11 protein-coding genes are annotated in these 15,133 nt (G+C 64.2%); 3 read left to right on the top strand and 8 right to left on the bottom strand.

The window, feature by feature from the left end; all coding sequences use genetic code 11:
• Positions 1-213: 213 nt before the first annotated feature.
• The 3 genes from IB229_RS20805 to IB229_RS20795 all read left to right on the top strand — a co-directional run bounded on the left by IB229_RS20805 (position 214) and on the right by IB229_RS20795 (position 6,674).
• Positions 214-4,533 (top strand): autotransporter domain-containing protein, encoded by a 4,320-nt coding sequence (locus tag IB229_RS20805; protein ID WP_192331848.1) that lies wholly within the window; start codon positions 214-216, stop codon positions 4,531-4,533.
• A 144-nt stretch (positions 4,534-4,677) separates the two neighbouring features.
• Positions 4,678-6,261: a peptide chain release factor 3 gene (locus IB229_RS20800; protein WP_192331847.1), complete on the top strand. Its 1,584-nt coding sequence runs from the start codon at positions 4,678-4,680 to the stop codon at positions 6,259-6,261.
• A 95-nt stretch (positions 6,262-6,356) separates the two neighbouring features.
• Positions 6,357-6,674 (top strand): hypothetical protein, encoded by a 318-nt coding sequence (locus tag IB229_RS20795; protein WP_192331846.1) that lies wholly within the window; start codon positions 6,357-6,359, stop codon positions 6,672-6,674.
• A gap of 28 nt (positions 6,675-6,702) precedes the next feature.
• Here IB229_RS20795 and IB229_RS20790 read toward each other — a convergent pair whose 3' ends face one another.
• The 8 genes from IB229_RS20790 to urtB form a co-directional block, all read right to left on the bottom strand.
• On the bottom strand, positions 6,703-7,746 hold the full coding sequence (locus IB229_RS20790) for an AAA family ATPase (RefSeq protein ID WP_192331845.1): 1,044 nt from the start codon (positions 7,744-7,746) through the stop codon (positions 6,703-6,705).
• Between the two features lie 143 nt (positions 7,747-7,889).
• Positions 7,890-8,933, bottom strand: coding sequence for an aliphatic amidase (locus IB229_RS20785; protein WP_192331844.1), 1,044 nt, complete (start codon positions 8,931-8,933; stop codon positions 7,890-7,892).
• Positions 8,934-9,055: 122 nt separating this feature from the next.
• A complete protein-coding gene (locus IB229_RS20780) occupies positions 9,056-9,403 on the bottom strand; it encodes an FmdB family zinc ribbon protein (protein WP_192331843.1) in 348 nt (115 codons plus the stop codon).
• Between the two features lie 134 nt (positions 9,404-9,537).
• Positions 9,538-10,767, bottom strand: a complete 1,230-nt coding sequence (gene fmdA, locus IB229_RS20775; protein ID WP_192331842.1) for a formamidase — start codon at positions 10,765-10,767, stop codon at positions 9,538-9,540.
• Positions 10,768-11,108: 341 nt separating this feature from the next.
• Positions 11,109-11,798 (bottom strand): urea ABC transporter ATP-binding subunit UrtE, encoded by a 690-nt coding sequence (urtE, locus tag IB229_RS20770; RefSeq protein ID WP_192331841.1) that lies wholly within the window; start codon positions 11,796-11,798, stop codon positions 11,109-11,111.
• A 167-nt stretch (positions 11,799-11,965) separates the two neighbouring features.
• Positions 11,966-12,727 (bottom strand): urea ABC transporter ATP-binding protein UrtD, encoded by a 762-nt coding sequence (urtD, locus tag IB229_RS20765; RefSeq protein WP_192331840.1) that lies wholly within the window; start codon positions 12,725-12,727, stop codon positions 11,966-11,968.
• Positions 12,724-13,908, bottom strand: a complete 1,185-nt coding sequence (urtC, locus tag IB229_RS20760) for an urea ABC transporter permease subunit UrtC (RefSeq protein WP_192331839.1) — start codon at positions 13,906-13,908, stop codon at positions 12,724-12,726. Before urtC ends, urtD begins: the two co-directional genes overlap by 4 nt.
• A gap of 115 nt (positions 13,909-14,023) precedes the next feature.
• Positions 14,024-14,941 carry an urea ABC transporter permease subunit UrtB gene (urtB, locus tag IB229_RS20755; protein WP_192331838.1) on the bottom strand — a complete coding sequence of 306 codons (918 nt, stop codon included), beginning with the start codon at positions 14,939-14,941 and terminating at the stop codon, positions 14,024-14,026.
• Positions 14,942-15,133: the final 192 nt, after the last annotated feature.

Below are 15,133 nucleotides of genomic sequence, written 5' to 3'. Positions count from 1 at the left end.
CCATATAAAAAAAAGAAATGCCCTCAAGCCAACCCGCCCCCCAACACAACGCCGCCCATACGGTTAGCGGACTTAGTGTGAAAGGTCGAGCTGCAATGCGCTTGAGCTTTTGAAAGGGGAACAATGATGTATCGACAATCGAGCCGCGCCCGCAGCGTGCTTATGCTCCTGGGTGCCTGGTTAACGCTGTTATGCCTGCCGGTGTATGCCGCCGTGCCCGACGCTCCCACCATTGGTGCCGCAACAGCAGGCGACGGCCAAGTCTCGGTTGCATTCACTGCGCCCGTCAGCAATGGTGGCTCCGCCATTACCGGCTACACCGTTACCGCCAACCCAGGCGGAATAACCGGCGGCGGTAACGGCTTCACCACTTCGCCGATCACGGTTACCGGTCTGGTCAACGGCCAGGCATATACCTTCACCGTGACGGCCACCAATGCGGACGGCACCAGCCCGAGCTCTGGTGCCAGCGGCAGCGCCACACCGAAGGCCGACCAGACCATCACCTTTGCCAATCCAGGCTCACGGAACTTCGGCACCACGCCGACCCTGTCGGCGACCGCCACATCAGGTCTGACGGTAACCTTCAGCTCCGCCACCACCGGGGTCTGCACCATCACCTCCGGCGGGGCACTGACCTTCGTCACCGCCGGCAGTTGCACCATCGATGCCGACCAAGTAGGTAACTCCTCCACCAATGCCGCGCCCACCGTGAGCCGGACCTTCACGGTCAACGCGGTAGTCCCCGGCGCGCCGACCATCGGCACAGCCACTGCCGGCGACACCCAGGCCGATGTAGCCTTCACCGCACCGGCCTCGAACGGCGGCGCGACAATCACCGGCTACACCGTCACCTCAAACCCCGGTGGGTTCACCGGAACCGGCGCCGGTTCACCAATCACGGTCACCGGCCTGACCAACGGGGTCTCCTACACCTTCACCGTGACGGCGACCAACTCGGCTGGTACTGGCGCGGCATCGAGCGCTTCCAACTCGATCACCCCTGCCACGCCGCAAATCATCACCTTCGCCAACCCCGGCGCGCAGAGCTTTGGCACTTCGCCGGATCTGGGGGCAGGAGTCAGCTCAACCTCCGGACTGACGGTCGCGTTTACCTCTTCGACCACTGGGGTGTGCACAATCACATCGGCTGGAGTATTAGCCTTCGCCAGCACCGGCACTTGCACGATCAACGCCAACCAGGCCGGTGACAGCAACTACTTACCGGCCCCGCAGGTGACCCGCAGCTTTACCGTCAACCCGACCAACCAGACCATCACCTTTACCAACCCCGGAGCGCAAAGCTTCGGCGGTTCGCCGACCCTGTCGGCAAGCTCCACATCAGGCCTGACGGTGACCTTCAGCTCCTCGACCACTGGCGTCTGCACGATCACCAGCGGTGGCGCACTGACCTTTGTCACCGCCGGCAGTTGCACCATCGACGCCGATCAGGCGGGCAACGCCACCACCAATGCCGCGATGACAGTGAGCCGCACCTTCACGGTCAACGCGATCGTCCCCGGCGCACCGACCATCGGCACTGCCACCGCCGGCGACACCCAGGCCGATGTCACCTTCACCGCACCAGCCTCCAATGGCGGCGCGACGATCACCGGCTACACCGTCACCTCAAACCCCGGAGGATTCACTGGAACCGGCGCCGGTTCGCCAATCACGCTTGTCGGCCTGAGCAATGGGGTCTCCTACACCTTCACCGTGACGGCGACCAACGTGGCAGGCACCGGCGGAGCATCGGGCGTTTCCAACTCCATCACCCCGGCCTCGCCGCAGACCATCAGCTTCGCCAATCCAGGCGCACAAAGCTTCGGCACTGCGCCTGACCTGTCGATCCTGGGTGGCGGCGCCAGTTCGACCTCCGGCCTGACGATCGCCTTCAGCTCCTCGACCACGGGCGTATGCACCATCACCTCCGGCGGCATACTGACCTTCGTCACGGCCGGAACCTGCACCATCAACGCCAATCAGGCTGGCAACACTCAATACCTGCCAGCCCCGCAAGTGAGCCGCAGCTTTACCGTCAGCCCTATCGTGCCCGATGCACCAACCATCGGCACGGCCATCGCAGGTGACACCCAGGCCAGCGTCGCCTTTAGCGCACCGACCAACACCGGCGGCGCCACCATCACCGGCTACACGGTGACCGTGAGCCCGCCCGATGTAGCCCCGGTCAATGGCGCCAGCTCACCCATAGTGGTTACCGGTTTGACCAACGGCCAGGCCTATACCTTCACCGTTACCGCGGACAACTCGGCCGGTACCGGGCCTGCGTCCTCAGCCTCTAACTCCATTACCCCGAAGGCGACCCAGACCATCACCTTCAACAATCCAGGTTCGCGAAACTTCGGCACCACCCCGACCTTCTCGGCCACCTCCGACTCCGGTCTGACGCCGACCTTCACCTCGTCGACCACCGGTGTATGCACCATCACCGGGCTTGGGGTGGTGACATTCGTTACCGCCGGCACCTGCACCATCAATGCCGACCAGGCTGGCAACGGCTCCTATCTTGCCGCCACGCAGGTGAGCCGCAGCTTCACGGTCAACGCCGTCGTTCCCGGTGCTCCAACGGCCGCAGTCGCCGTCGCCGGCAATACCAGTGCACAGGTCAGCTTTACCGCACCGGCATCCAACGGTGGAGCGGCCATTACCGGCTATACCGTGACCTCGAACCCAGGCGGTATCAGTGCGGCGGGAGCCGGCAGCCCAATCACCGTCACCGGCCTGACTCAGGGCGTCTCCTACAGCTTTACCGTGACGGCCACCAACAGTGCCGGTACCGGCCCCGCATCGGCGGCCTCGACCACGGTCATCCCAACCGCCACTCAAGTCATTACCTTCACCAACCCAGGCCCGCAGGACTTCAATAGCCCTCCGACCCTGAGTGCCACGGCGGATTCCGGCCTGACTCCCGTCTTCAGTTCGGCAAGCCCTGGGGTGTGCACTATCACCTCTGGTGGTGCACTGACCTTCGTCACCGCAGGCACCTGCACCATCAATGCCGATCAGCCCGGTGACAGTGTCTATCTTCCCGCCGCTCAGGTGAGTCAAAGCTTTACCGTCAACGCGGCCGGTGCCGTGCCGCTGGCACCCTCGCAGACACTCAGCGCCATCGCCGGTCAGGCCATCGATGTAGACCTCACCAAGGACGCCAGCGGTGGGCCGTTCTCTGCTGCAACAGTGCTCTCGATTACGCCGACCAGTGGCGGTAGCGCCGCAATCAGTGCCGGCGACAGCGGCTATCGGCTGCGCTTCACACCTACCGCAGCCGTGGCTGGCAGCGTGGCCGTGAGCTACACCCTGAGCAACGCCTTCGGCACTTCCACACCGGGCGTCATCACCTTCAACGTGATCGTACGCAGCGACCCCAGCAAGGACGCCGAGGTACAGGGCCTGATCAACGCCCAGGCGAACAGCAGCCGGCGCTTTGCCAGCGGCCAGATCAGCAACTTCCAACAACGCCTGGAGGCCCTGCACAGTGGCAACGTCAGCAGTTTCAGCAATGGTTTCAACCTCACCTCGAACACCCTGCGTCGCCAACGCGGGCAGGAGGAACCCGATGTACTGGAGCAGTGGCTGCAAGTTAAGAACGCCAATGACAAGGATCGCCATGCGCTGCGCATCGAGGCTGCAGAAGAATCCACACCGGCTCTGACCAACCAGCCCGGCACAGCCCCGGCCTCGCCCCTGGCAGTCTGGACCACTGGCACCATCAGCGTGGGCAACGATTCTCACGACTCGTCCGACCAGGATCAGGACTTCGTCACCTCGGGGCTCTCGGCAGGCATCGACTATCGCTGGTCACCCCAGCTGACGTTGGGCCTGGGCTTCGGCTATGGCCACGACAAAACCGATATCGGCGACAACGGCAGCCGTAGCCAAGCCGATAGCTACAGCCTGGCGTTTTATGGCAGCTACCGGCCTCTACAGGACATTTATCTGGATGCGGTGCTCGGCTATCAGCGCCTCAGCTTCGATCTCCGTCGCTACATCACCGACAGCGGCGGCAAAACTAAGGGAGATCGTGATGGCGGCCAGTGGTTCGCCTCGCTGGCAGCGGGTTACGAGTACCGCCAAGGCCTCTGGCTGCTCAACCCTTACCTGCGCCTGGATATGGCCGATGCGCGCCTGGACAGCTACGCGGAAAGCGGCGACCGCCTGTACACCCTGCAGTACGACGAGCAGAGCGTCAAAACCAGCAGCAGCAGCCTGGGTCTACGCAGCGAATATGCATTCACCAGCAGCTTGGGTGAGCTGACGCCAAGCCTGCGCCTGGAGTACCAGCATGACTTCCAGGGCGCCGGCGACGCCTCGATGCGTTATACCGACCTGAGCGGCGGCCTGCAGTACCACGCCAAGCTCGATGCCCTAGGCGGGGATCGCGGCCTGCTCGGACTCGGACTCGGCCTGCGGACCACGACCGATTGGGCCTTGCGCCTGGAGTACCAGCTCACGGCCAGCTCCGGCGACCAACAGGCTCAATCGCTGCTATTCAACCTGGAAAAGCCGTTCTAAGGCCCATCCGCAGAGACGCTCATCAGCACGCCACAAACCGTGGCAGTTGGCGGGTGTCTCTGCCGTCCAGCCCAAGACCAGCAATCGGCGAGCACAGTCTGTATACTTTGCGGCCAATTTTCAGCTCCACGACCAGGTTCCCGCATGACCATCCAGGCCGCCGAAGTCGCCAAACGCCGTACGTTCGCCATTATTTCCCACCCGGACGCCGGTAAGACCACCATCACCGAGAAGCTGCTGCTGATGGGCAAGGCGATCGCCGTGGCCGGTACGGTGAAGTCGCGCAAGTCCGACCGCCACGCGACGTCCGACTGGATGGAAATGGAGAAGCAGCGCGGTATCTCCATCACCACCTCGGTGATGCAGTTCCCCTACCGCGAGCACATGATCAACCTGCTCGACACCCCCGGCCACGAAGACTTCTCGGAAGACACCTACCGCACCCTGACCGCGGTCGACTCGGCGCTGATGGTGCTGGACGGCGGTAAGGGCGTCGAGCCACGCACCATCGCCCTGATGGACGTCTGCCGCCTGCGCGACACGCCCATCGTCAGCTTCATCAACAAACTCGACCGCGACATCCGCGACCCGATCGAGCTGCTCGACGAGATCGAAGCGGTGCTGAAGATCAAGGCCGCGCCGATCACCTGGCCAATCGGTTGCTACCGCGACTTCAAGGGCGTGTACCACCTGGCCGACGACTACATCATCGTCTACACCCCCGGTCACGGCCACGAGCGCACCGAGACCAAAATCATCCAGAAGCTCGACTCGGACGAGGCCCGCGCGCACCTGGGCGACGAGTACGAGCGTTTCGTCGAGCAACTGGAGCTGGTGCAGGGCGCCTGCCACGAATTCGACCAGGATGAGTTCATGAACGGCCAGCTGACCCCGGTGTTCTTCGGCACCGCGCTGGGCAACTTCGGCGTCGACCATGTGCTCGACGCCGTGGTCGACTGGGCGCCGCAACCGCTGGCCCGCGTCGCCAACGAGCGCACCGTGGAGCCAGCGGAAGAGAAGTTCACCGGCTTCGTGTTCAAGATCCAGGCGAACATGGACCCCAAGCACCGCGACCGCATCGCCTTCATGCGCATCTGCTCCGGCAAGTATTCGCAGGGCATGAAGATGCGCCATGTGCGCCTGGGCAAGGACGTGCGCATCGGTGACGCCCTGACCTTCTTCTCCAGCGAGCGCGAGCAACTGGAAGAGGCCTACGCCGGCGACATCATCGGCCTGCACAACCACGGCACCATCCAGATCGGCGACACCTTCAGCGAAGGTGAAAACCTCGGATTCACCGGTATCCCGCACTTCGCCCCGGAACTGTTCCGCCGCGTGCGCCTGAAGGATCCGCTGAAATCCAAGCAACTGCGCCAGGGCCTGCAACAGCTGGCCGAGGAAGGCGCAACCCAGGTGTTCTTCCCCGAGCGCAGCAACGACATCATCCTCGGCGCGGTCGGTGTGCTGCAGTTCGATGTGGTCGCCAGCCGCCTGAAGGAGGAATACAAGGTCGAGTGCGGCTACGAGCCGATCAGCGTCTGGTCCGCGCGCTGGATCGACTGCAGCGACAAGAAGAAGCTTGAGGAATTCTCCAACAAGGCCGTGGAAAACCTCGCCCTGGACGGTGGCGGCCACCTCACCTACCTGGCCCCGACCCGGGTCAACCTGGCGCTGATGGAAGAGCGCTGGCCGGACGTGAAATTCCGCGCCACCCGCGAGCACCACTGATGCAAGCGCGACCTCGGCCACAGAACACCGAGGTCGCATAGCCAGCGATGTGCCAAGCAGATAGGCTCATTCACTCGACTACAGGAGTTCTCGATATGCGCCTCATGCTTTCCACTTTGCTGCTGCTCGCCGCCAGCGCCACCCAGGCGGGTGTTCTGGTCAACTCGCCGGTATGGATCGTCGCCCTGCAATGCGATGGCTACGAGCACTGTTATGCGTCCAGCAACGGCTCCTACACCGGCAGCCTGAGCGGCGCGCGACGCTTCACCGACCAGGCCCTGGCCGAGCGCTTCGTCGGCACTTTCACCAGCAGCATCCGCGACAAGAACCCGCAAATTCAGCAGATCTCCGAGCAGACCTGCGTGCAGCCGGATCCCAACAGCAACATCGGCAAGAACGGCCGCCCCTGCTGATCGATGCCGTGAGCGGGCTGCCGCTCGCTCACGGGTCTCTGCGCACCACCAGTCTCCCCTCCTCCACCAGCGCCAGCATGCGGATCACCGCCGGGTCGGCCAGCAGGCACTCGGCGATGGCCGGCTCCAGCTCGGTGCGCACGCGGCGCGCCAAGGCACGCGCGCCGTAGCGCGGGTCGTGTTCGCGGCATAGCCAGTCGCTGGCACTTTCATCGAGCAGCAGGGCACGGCCCTGCTTGCCCAGGCGCTGATTGAGCTTGCCCAGTTCGATGTCCAGCAGCGCTTCCAGCCACTCGCCCTCGATGCGCTCGAAACCGAGGATGCGGTCGATGCGGTTGAGGAACTCCGGCTCGAAATGGCCGTGCAACGCCTGCTCCAGCAGCGTCGCTTCGCCCTGCGGTTCGAGGCCCAGCCAGCGCCGCCAGCCATGCTGGAAGCGCTCGCGGTAGCGCCGCGCATCCTGTGCGCCGATGTTGCTGGTCATGAAGATCAGGCTATTGCGAAAGTCGATGGTCTTGCTCCCGGCGGTCAGGGTCAGGCGGCCGTTTTCCAGCACGCCAAGCAGGCTGCGTACCACCTCCTTGCTGGCCTTCTCCAGCTCGTCGAACAGCACGATACCGGGGCGGCTGTAGCTGCCCTGGATCGCCTCGACGTCGAACAGCGTGGTGCCTTCCTTGCTGCCGACATAGCCGGGCGGCGCGCCGGTCAGGGCGGCGGCGTAGTGCTCCTGGGCCAGGGTGTGCATGTCGATGCGGCAGAAGGCATCGGCGCGGCCGTGGATGGCCTGGGCCAGCAGGCGCACGATCTCGGTCTTGCCGACGCCGGTCGGGCCCATGAACAGGTTCACCGCCAGCGGCCGCTCGCGCTCGCCGATATCGGCCTTGACCACCTTGAGCAGCGACTCGACCTGCTCCAGTACTGCGTCCTGGCCAACGATGCGCGCGCGCAGCAGGGCCATGACCTGCGCCGGATCGAAGAGGAAACGCGATTGCAACGAGCCCGCCGGTGGCGGCACGGGCGCCTGGGCCAGCAGGTCACGGTTGTGGTCGAGCAGGTCGTTGACGAAGGGCATGCCGAGGTTCCTGATGACGCCGGGCCTTGTCGCAGGGTGCGCCGTGCGCACCGCAAGGAGCGGCGGCGCCGATACTATCGGTGCGCGCGGCGCACCCTGCGAGAGCAGGAATGGCGCGTTCGCTGGCGCCAGTGAACAGCAGGTTATCCCGCTGTTTTCTCCTGGCCCGGATGCGGCAGTTCGCCCACCGGGCAATCGGCCACGCCGATGGTGCTGCGGGTCATCTTCTCCACGTCGGCCTGGGCCTTCTGCGCATCCAGCACCCAGGTGCGGTAGAAGTCGAACGGGCAGTCCGCCACGCCCTTGTCGCCGTCGCCGGAGTTGTACATGCCGGTGTAGCCACGGTGCAGCAGCTTGAACAGGTGGTTCTGCGACTGGTCGTTGGCGCGCGCATCGCGGATCTGCGACACCGACAGCTGGGCGTACTGGATGCCCATTTCCTCCTCGCCGCATTCGCCGAGGGTACGCCCGTCGAAGCCGATGATCGCCGAGTGGCCGAAGTAGCTGTACACGCCGTCGAAGCCGGCGGCGTTGGCCACCGCCACGTAGCAGTTGTTGGCCCAGGCCATGGTCTTGGACATCAGCACCTGCTGTTCCTTGGCCGGGTACATGTAGCCCTGGCAACGGACGATCAGCTCGGCGCCCTTCATCGCGCAGTCGCGCCAGATTTCCGGGTAGTTGCCGTCGTCGCAGATGATCAGGCTGATCTTCATGCCCTTGGGGCCTTCGGAGACGTAGGTGCGGTCGCCCGGATACCAGCCCTCGATCGGACACCAGGGGATGCACTTGCGGTACTTCTGCACGATCTCGCCCTGGTCGTTGATCAGGATGAGGGTGTTGTACGGTGCCTTGTGCGGGTGTTCCTCGTGGCGCTCGCCGGTCAGCGAGAAGATGCCCCAGGTCTTCGCCTCGCGGCAGGCGGCGGAGAAGATTGCCGTCTCCTCGCCGGGGATGGTGGCGGCGGTGGCCATCATCTCGTCGTTGTCGTACATGATGCCCATGGTGCTGTACTCGGGGAACACCACCAGGTCCATGCCCGGCAGGCCGAGCTTCATGCCCTTGATCATCTCGGCGATCTTGCGCGCGTTGTCGAGGACTTCGGCCTTGCTGTGCAGGCGCGGCATCTTGTAGTTGACGACGGCGACGCCGACGGTGTCCGGGCTGCTGGAAATATCGCCGTGACGCATGGGGCACTCCTTATGGTTGATTCCGCGCGGCTGGATTCCCGCCTACGCGGGAATAACGGTGCAAAAAGATGGTGTCCGAGCCTTACGCTCTCCCCGCGCAAGCGGGGATTCAACAAACAGCCTCAGTGGCTGATCATCCACGGCCGACCGGCCGGCTTGCCTTTCATGGCATGCGGGTTGGCCTTGGTCGGCGCCAGGGGTTTGTTCGGGGTGCAGCAGCCGCAACCCTTGGGGTGCTTGCGCGTCTGCTTGTATTCGTCGAGCGTCTGCGGCGCGTGGGCGCTGCGCTCGTTGGCCGCGATGGCGCGGCGCTGGCTGCCGGGCATGGTCGCCAGGCCCGGGGCGGAGAGGATCACCCGGCCGCTGAGCGTGCCGCAGGAAGGGCAATCGCAGGGCTGGTCGCGTTCGGCCATCGGCCGCAGGCGGGTGAAGTCGCCGCAGTCGGCACAGTCGTATTCGTAGATCGGCATAACTGACTCCTGGGCAGCGGTTCGGCGGCGCAGCGGCCACCGAACCGGTAGTGCGGTGTGACAGGTCCCCAGTGTTCGCCACCCGGGCCGGGATGAACGCCGTCCAAAGCCCCAGCCCCGCCCGGGTGAGGAACTCACTTGTCCGGCGCGATTGGCAGATCGACGCTGCCGTCGAGGTGCTTGATCGGGCCGGAGGCATTGGGGTTGATGTCGAAGTCGAAGATGTCGGTCGGCAGCCACAGCGTGGCGCAGGCGTTGGGCACGTCGACGATGCCGCTGATGTGTCCCTGCACCGGTGCCGAGCCGAGCAGCGCGTAGCCCTGGGCCGGCGAGTAGCCGAACTTGGTCAGGTAGTTGATGGCGTTGAGACAGGCCTGCTTGTAGGCGATGTTGACGTCGAGGTAGTGCTGCTTGCCGGCCTCGTCTACCGAGATGCCTTCGAAGATCAGGTAGTTGTTGTAGTGCGGAGTGATCGGGCTCGGCTTGAACACCGGGTTCTTGATCCCGTACTTGGCCATGCCGCCCTTGATCAGCTCGACCTTCATGTGCACCCAGCCGGCCATTTCGATGGCGCCGCAGAAGGTGATTTCACCGTCGCCCTGGCTGAAGTGCAGGTCGCCCACCGAGAGGCCCGCGCCGTCGACGTAGACCGGGAAGAAGATCTTCGAGCCGCGCGACAGGTCCTTGATATCGCAGTTGCCGCCATGCTCGCGCGGCGGCACGGTGCGCGCACCGGTCAGCGCAGCCAGGTCACGGGCTTCGCCCTTCATCTTGCCCATGTGCGCGGTGGGCGCCATCGGCGGGTTGGCCAGGGCCGGGACGCGGTGCGGATCGGTGTCGATCAGTTCCTGCTCACGCTTGTTCCAGTCGGCCAGCATCTTGTGGTCCGGCAGGCAGCCGATCAGGCCGGGGTGGATCAGGCCGGCGAAGTTCACGCCCGGGATGTGCCGCGAGCTGGTGAACATGCCCTTGAAGTCCCAGATGGCCTTTTGCGCGGAGGGGAAGTGGTCGGTGAGGAAGCCGCCGCCGTTCTGCCGCGAGAAGAAACCGTTGAAGCCCCACTGCGAGTCGGCCATGGCACCGATGTCGAGCAGGTCGACCACCAGCAGGTCACCTGGCTCGGCACCGTGTACGCCGACCGGGCCGGACAGGTAGTGCACGGTGGACAGGTCGACGTCACGCACGTCGCTGGCGTCGTCGTTGTTCTTGATCGCGCCGGCGGTCCAGTCATAGGTCTCGAGGATGAAATCGTCACCCGGCTTGACCCAGCAGGCCATCGGAATGTCCGGGTGCCAGCGGTTGTGAATCTGCTCGTTTTCGGTGGCGGGCTGGTTGAGGTTGACCTTGATCAGCGTGTCGGTCATGACGAAGCTCCTGGGACCAATGGATGGGGACATGGCGCCTCAGCGCCGGGGTACGGAGCTAGTCTTGAACGTGCGCGCTGATCGGAAAATACGTCGGATGACGTAGTGGCAGAACGTAGCAGCCACGCGGCTTTGCGCCGTTTTCGCGGGACGAAAAAAAGCCGGTACGCACAGGCGTACCAGCCGGGAGTAGCAGGCCGGGCGTGTGGAGGAACACACCCGGATTCGAGCCCTGACGCAGACCAGTTCGCGACCTTCAGGGCTCGAGCCAGACGCAGCGCTACACCAGTAACAGCCTCCAGCCTGTAACACGGGCAGGAGATTGTGAGCGGCCGCTCACCTCACACCGAGAGGTAACGGCTGATCGTCGCCTCATCGACCTTGTCACGGGTCTCCTCGACGACGAACTTGCCCTTCTCGATCACCAGGAAGCGGTCGGCGATTTCCATGGTGAACGACAGCACCTGCTCGGAGACCACGATGGTCAGGTCGCGCAGGTTGCGGATTTCTTTCAGCTTGTGGGCGATGTCCTTGATGATCGACGGCTGGATACCCTCGGTCGGCTCATCGAGCAGCAGCACCTTGGGGTTGGTCGCCAGCGCGCGGGCGATGGCCAGCTGCTGTTGCTGGCCACCGGAGAGGTTGCCGCCCTTGCGTGCACGCATCTCGTGCAGCACCGGGAACAGCGCGTAGAGGTCGTCCGGCACCTTGCCGCCGGCCGAGGCCGGCAGGCCGGTCTGGATGTTCTCCAGCACGGTCATGTGCGAGAAGATCATCCGCCCCTGCGGTACGTAGGCGATGCCGTGCTCGACGCGCTGGTGGGTCTCCAGCTTGGACACGTCCTTGCCGTCGACCAGGATCTGCCCGCCCCATTGCGGCAGCACGCCCATCAGGCTCTTGAACAGGGTGGTCTTGCCCATGCCGTTGCGGCCCATGACCGCGACGATTTCCTTCTTCTCCACGTTGAGGTTTAGCTCATGGAGGATCTGGCTCTGGCCGTAGCCGGAAACGAGGTTGCTGATCTGGAACATTCCGATACTCCTTCAAAAGGCTTCAGCGCTTGGGCTGGGTGCCGCGCGATCTGTCCCCTCTGCCCTTGGGAGAGGGTTAGGGTGAGGGGAGATGGGCAGCGATTTTCCTGCTCGCCCCTCACCCCCGGCCCCTCTCCCGGAGGGAGAGGGGAGACTGAGCCGTTGCATCAATGCCCCAGATACACCTCGATCACCTTCGGATTGGTCTGCACCGCTTCCATGCTGCCTTCGGCCAGCACCTTGCCCTGGTGCAGCACGGTGACGCGGTGGGCGATGCTCTTGACGAACTCCATGTCGTGCTCGATGACCAGCACCGAGCGGCCCTTGCTGATGCGGTTGAGCAGGTCGGCGGTCTGCACCCGTTCGCTGACGCTCATGCCGGCCACCGGCTCGTCGAGCATCAGCAGCGCCGGGTCCTGCATCAGCAGCATGCCGATCTCCAGCCACTGCTTCTGGCCGTGGGATAGCAGGTCAGCCTGCTTGTCGAGGAAGTCGCTGAGGAAGATCTCCCCGGCCACTTCCTCGACCCGCGCGATGACCTCGGCACTGCGCTTGAAGAACAGCGCGCCGAACACCTTGCGGCCCTTGGGGTAGGACATTTCCAGGTTCTCGAACACCGACAGGTTCTCGTAGATCGACGGGTTCTGGAATTTGCGCCCGACCCCGGCGCGGACGATGTCGTACTCGCGCATCTTGGTCAGCTCGCGGCCATCGAAATCGATGGTGCCGGCGGTGGACTTGGTCTTGCCGCAGATCAGGTCGAGCACGGTGGTCTTGCCGGCGCCGTTGGGGCCGATGACCACGTGCACTTCGTTGCGGTCGACGTAGAGGTTGAGGTCATTCACCGCCTTGAAGCCGTCGAAGGACACGGTCAGACCTTCGATGGCCAGGACCGGTTTGGCGGCCTGAAATCCTGCTGGGCTGTTCATGGCGTGGTCTCCAGTTCACGAGCGGGTTGTGGGGCGACGGGCGTGCTGGCGAGCACCCGGGCCTTGGGTGCCGGTTGGCCGAACAGCTTGTTGCCCAGGGAGAAGCGCGAGATCCACTTGCGCCCATGGCTTTCCCACAGGCCGGCGATGCCGTTGGGGAAGTACATGACCACGACGATGAACAGGCCGCCCATCAGGTACAGCCACAGCTCGGGGAAGCTCTCGGAAAAGTAGGTCTTGCCGAAGCTCACCAGCAGCGTGCCGTACACCGCGCCGAGCAGCGACATGCGCCCGCCGACCGCGGCGAAGATGACCATCTCGATCGACGGCACGATGCCGACGAAGCTCGGCGACATGAAGCCGACCTGCAGGGCGAACATCGCCCCACCGATGGCCGAGAAGGCCGCCGCCAGGCAGAACACGAAGATCTTGAAGCTGGCCACGTCGTAGCCGGAGAAGCGCACGCGCTCTTCCTTGTCGCGCATGGCCATGAGCAGGCGACCGAGCTTGGAGGTCAGCACGAAGCGGCCGATCAGGATGCAGCCCAGCAGCAGGAAGGCGTTGACGAAGTAGAGGATGATCTTCGCCGAGTCATCGCGGATGTCCCAACCGAGCAGGGTGCGCAGGTCGGTGATGCCGTTGACGCCACCGGTGAGGCCCTGCTGGCCGATGATCAGGATGGTCAGGATCGCCGCGATGGCCTGGGTGACGATGGAGAAGTACACGTCGCCGACGCGGCGCTTGAACATGGCCACGCCGATGACCAGCGCCAGCAGGGTCGGCACCGCGATCACCGCCAGCAGGGTGAAGCTGAAGCTGTGGAACGGCTGCCACATCATCGGCAGTTCGGTGATCTGGTTCCAGTCCATGAAGTCCGGGATACCGGGGGTGGACTGGATCTTGGTGCTTTCCGGGTCCGATGCCTCGAGCTTGAGGAACATCGCCATGCAGTAGCCGCCAACCCCGAAGAAGATGCCCTGGCCGAGGCTGAGAATGCCGCCGTAGCCCCAGCACAGCACCAGGCCGACAGCGACGAAGGCGTAGGTCAGGTACTTGCCGACCATGTTCAGGCGGAAGGTGTCCAGCATCAGCGGGAACACCACCAGGATCAGCGTGGCCAGCACCAGCAGGCCGATGGCCCCCTGCTTGCCACCCAGCAGGCTTTCGTATGCGTTTTTCATGGACGGCTCCTAGGGCTCTGCATCACGCCTGCACACGCCAGCTGGGCGCATGCAGGTTCCATCGCCAGCAAGCAACTAGACGTGCCCCTGACTCCTACAAAAAGCGGCATCGACATCACTTCCTGACCTTGATCGAGAACAAACCCTGCGGACGCAGCATCAGGATCAGGATCACCGCCGACAGGGTCAGCACCTTGGCCATCGAGCCGGAGAGGAAGAACTCCATGATCGATTGCGCCTGGGCGATGGTGAACGCCGAGGCGATGGTGCCAAGCAGGCTGGCCGCACCGCCGAAGACCACGGTGAGGAAGGTGTCGACGATGTACAGCGAACCCGCGGTCGGCCCGGTCGAGCCGATGGTGGTGAACGCCGCACCGGCAACACCCGCCACGCCGCAACCGAGGGCGAAGGTCATGCGGTCGACCTTCTTGGTGTTGATGCCGACGGCGCGGCTCATCACCCGGTTCTGCATGGTGGCGCGCACCTGCAGGCCCCAGCGCGAGCGGTAGAGCATGAGGAAGATGGTGGCGGTGCAGAGCACGGTCAGGCCCATGACGAACAGGCCGTTCTTGGGAATGTCGATGGCTTCCACCGGGTTCCACGAACCCATGATCCACTCGGGCATTTCCGCGCCGACTTCACGGGCGCCGAAGATCGAGCGGAACGCCTGCTGCATCACCAGGGACAGACCCCAGGTGGCCAGCAGAGTGTCCAGCGGACGGTGATAGAGCTTGCTGATCATCGCCCATTCCACCAGCCAGCCTAAGGCGCCAGCGATGAAGAACGCAGCGATGATGGCGAAGAAGAAGTAGTACGGCTGCATGGCCGGGAAGTACTGCAGGGTCAGCGTCGAAATCACGTAGGTGGTGTAGGCGCCTACGGTGAGGAATTCGCCGTGGGCCATGTTGATCACGCCCATCTGACCGAAGATGATCGCCAGACCCAGTGCCATCAGCAGCAGCACACAGAACACCGACAAGCCGTTGAAACCCTGCATGACGGCAATTGCGCCGAAGTCGGATAGCCATTCCATGATGATGGTCTCCTGATAGTGGGAGGTTGCAGGGCAAAGGGGTGGCGCCGGTCTTGGCCACCACCCCTCACCCAACCCTCACCCCGAAGGGGCGTTGAATCCAGCCGTGGCTGGCGGTAGGTCTCGAAGGGCCCGTTGCCCCTGGGGGCGCTGGCTCATTGCCGAAGCGACGCTGAAGCCAGTTACCGGACC

The sequence above is a fragment of the Pseudomonas sp. PDM14 genome (assembly GCF_014851905.1).
Classification (GTDB): Bacteria; Pseudomonadota; Gammaproteobacteria; order Pseudomonadales; family Pseudomonadaceae; genus Aquipseudomonas.
Note: the sequence above shows the minus strand (reverse complement) of the source record. Positions and strands in the feature narration are given on the sequence as shown.

What these genes read in the sequence shown, in the direction of transcription:
- IB229_RS20795 (WP_192331846.1), top strand. Translation starts at nt 6,357, where the DNA reads ATGCGCCTCATGCTTTCCACTTTGCTGCTGCTCGCCGCCAGCGCCACC.
- urtE (WP_192331841.1), bottom strand. Translation starts at nt 11,798, where the DNA reads ATGTTCCAGATCAGCAACCTCGTTTCCGGCTACGGCCAGAGCCAGATC.
- IB229_RS20790 (WP_192331845.1), bottom strand. Translation starts at nt 7,746, where the DNA reads ATGCCCTTCGTCAACGACCTGCTCGACCACAACCGTGACCTGCTGGCC.
- urtC (WP_192331839.1), bottom strand. Translation starts at nt 13,908, where the DNA reads ATGAAAAACGCATACGAAAGCCTGCTGGGTGGCAAGCAGGGGGCCATC.
- fmdA (WP_192331842.1), bottom strand. Translation starts at nt 10,767, where the DNA reads ATGACCGACACGCTGATCAAGGTCAACCTCAACCAGCCCGCCACCGAA.
- IB229_RS20785 (WP_192331844.1), bottom strand. Translation starts at nt 8,933, where the DNA reads ATGCGTCACGGCGATATTTCCAGCAGCCCGGACACCGTCGGCGTCGCC.
- IB229_RS20800 (WP_192331847.1), top strand. Translation starts at nt 4,678, where the DNA reads ATGACCATCCAGGCCGCCGAAGTCGCCAAACGCCGTACGTTCGCCATT.
- urtD (WP_192331840.1), bottom strand. Translation starts at nt 12,727, where the DNA reads ATGAACAGCCCAGCAGGATTTCAGGCCGCCAAACCGGTCCTGGCCATC.
- IB229_RS20780 (WP_192331843.1), bottom strand. Translation starts at nt 9,403, where the DNA reads ATGCCGATCTACGAATACGACTGTGCCGACTGCGGCGACTTCACCCGC.
- urtB (WP_192331838.1), bottom strand. Translation starts at nt 14,941, where the DNA reads ATGGAATGGCTATCCGACTTCGGCGCAATTGCCGTCATGCAGGGTTTC.